General features: G+C 54.7%; 4 protein-coding genes. 1 reads left to right on the plus strand and 3 read right to left on the minus strand.

The window, feature by feature from the left end; translation table 11 throughout:
• Positions 1 to 655, plus strand: a 655-nt coding sequence (locus AC27IQ_RS22595; protein ID WP_487090873.1) for an Hpt domain-containing response regulator, incomplete at its 5' end; no start/stop codon positions are given.
• Between the two features lie 120 nt (positions 656 to 775).
• On the opposite strand, the gene AC27IQ_RS22600 is transcribed toward AC27IQ_RS22595, so the two are convergent.
• The 3 genes from AC27IQ_RS22600 to AC27IQ_RS22610 all read right to left on the minus strand — a co-directional run.
• Entirely contained in the window at positions 776 to 1330 is a 555-nt protein-coding gene (locus tag AC27IQ_RS22600; RefSeq protein WP_487090874.1) for a tetratricopeptide repeat protein, read from the minus strand.
• A 204-nt stretch (positions 1331 to 1534) separates the two neighbouring features.
• A complete protein-coding gene (locus AC27IQ_RS22605; RefSeq protein ID WP_487090875.1) occupies positions 1535 to 1777 on the minus strand; it encodes a hypothetical protein in 243 nt (80 codons plus the stop codon).
• A 13-nt stretch (positions 1778 to 1790) separates the two neighbouring features.
• Positions 1791 to 2430 (minus strand): RHS repeat-associated core domain-containing protein (locus tag AC27IQ_RS22610; protein WP_487090876.1); only part of this gene is annotated, 640 nt, incomplete at its 5' end.

A 2430-nucleotide genomic window follows, 5' to 3' on the forward strand; every position in this document is an offset into this window, starting at 1 on the left:
GACCGCCACCCGCGCGCTGCGCCAAGACCCGCGCTTCGCCCACCTGCCCATCATTGCCATGACCGCCAACGCCGCGCGCCAGGACATCGAGCGCACCCGGGCGGCCGGCATGAACGATCACCTGGCCAAGCCGGTGCTGGAGGAGAGGCTGTGGGCCACTCTGGCGCGGTGGCTGGCGCCGGGGGGGCACAAGGTACCTTCGGCGTCTGCTGCCCCGGCGCCTGCAACGGCATTCACATCACCGAGCGCAGAGGCCGACGACCACCATGCTCAGCCAGCCCTCGTCAAAGGGGCCGCCGAGGTGGGTACGGATGCTTTCTTCGATGAAAAGGCCTTGGAGGAGCTGCGCAGTGTTTTCACCACTGACCGCTTCGACGCGCTGGTCACCCGATTCATTCTCGACTGTGAGCAGCGTATGGACCGCATCCATGACGCCCGCCGCGCCGAGGCCTGGGACCGCCTGCGGCAGGAAGTCCATGAGTTGGGGGGCACCGTTGGGAGTTTTGGGTTGCAACGGTTGAGTGGTATTACCCGGGCGCTGGAGATGGCGGCGGATGCCAAGGATGGGATACAGGTGGATGCGCTTATTCGATGGTCCGAGGAAGCGATGGCTCTTGGGCTCCAGGAATTGAAAATGGCCTTGAGTTGCGTGTGAACCCCCATCGCATCGCCATTGACACCATTCCATAAGGATTTAAAGGCTAGGCTGTTCGCATTCGAACAATCCATTGGCTCAGCGCTTTCTGAGGGAAATCTCCATCACATGGGCCATCGCTCAGTGCGTGTGCTTACGCAAGACGTGCTCCGCTTGCTTGAACCCCTTCTCGGCCGCGCGCTTAAGCAACTCAATCGCTTTCTCCGTGATGTTGCCGCCCTTGAAATCGCGCAGGGCATATGTGTAAAGCGCCTCGGGATGCTCTTGCTCAAATGCACGTTGGTACCACTGCTCGGCCATCTGCTTATCATCCGCATAGCCATACTGCCCCGTTTCCAGATACCACGCCAACTGATGTTGCGCTTCGCCCCAACCGTTTTCCGCGGCGCGCTCCAGCCAGTAATTGGCACGCCGGACGTCACAAGGAAAGACATTGCCGTATCGAAGGGCCTGTCCTAATTCCCATTGAGCCTCGGCATTGTCGGACTCAGCGATCCGTTGCATTTCCTGCATCCAATGCTCGCTTTGAACCGCGCTCGCAAGAACGCCTTCGCCATCGCGATACCAAAGCGCCATGAAATAGCACGCAACGGGATCTCCCTCCTTTGCACATTGCTCCATCAGTCGAAGTGCCTCTTCACTACGATTTTCGTCGGAGGCCTGCAGTGCTGCCATGAATTGACTTGATCGAAGCATCACTCGGCGAGCAGCAGGACGCTCCTGAACAATGGATAGGCACTAATTTCGCGGTCCTTATAAAATTCGATACAGCCATTATCCAAGATCAGCAATTAAATGCCTTGCCGCGTTCAATGCATTAATAAAAATTTGAACACTGCAATTCATCGCGCGGACCATTTATAGCGGCTTTTCATCCAACTATCGCAAACAGCCTTCCACCCACACAACCTCATCCGGATGGTGCTCCCTAATTGTCTCTAACGCGCCCTCAATAATATCCAAACTCGCACCCATCAAAGGATAATTAAATTGCGAAACATCTTTAATTGATATTGAATCAAAAACCAAATCTGAGCCACACCAAATATGATGACTCCCGCCATTACGCTTTAATTGAAGTGCTTCTTTTAAGCCCACAGGTGTAATTACTAAGCAAATCATTTTTACCTCTTATTTATTTAACAAGTCCTGGATCACCTGGCACCGAAGGTCGCCCTTCCCCACGGTTTCCGTGAGTAGGTCGACTCCCGTCAGATGGACGACTCCAATCGTGTGAATGTGGAGAGCCGATTCCTCCGTGACTATGGTCCCAGTCAGTGTCCGTTTCAGGAAATCCGTCCGGCCCATACCGCCTCGTTTGTTTTCTATTACCACTTTTATTTTCACATTCTACTTCACAACCTGGCTCACCAGTCATTGGATTACTAGTCGACAGCGACCAGTTTGTAAAGCGCGGAGATAAATAATCAAACGTTTGTTTGCATGCATTTATTGCTGCAACAGCAACTCCTCCGGCAGCAGTTGCACATAAAGGATTACTCATACATGCAATTACCACTGCCGGAATTGCTAAGCCCTTGGGATCAGTCCATGCCAGCGGATTGCCACTCACATAAGCAAACCGATTCCACCCCCCCTCCAGTCCAATCGGGTCGGCCTGGAAGTACCGCCCTCCCTCCCGGTCGTAGTACCGGTTCAGGTTGTACGCCAGTCCTGTCTCCTCATCCAACACCTGCCCCGGATACCGCAGGTCGAACTTGATGGCTTCGCTGTAGTTGCTGCTCCCCTGCCCGCTTTGCGTGTAGCCGGTCGCC

Source organism: Acidovorax sp. KPB24-07, from assembly GCF_057543315.1.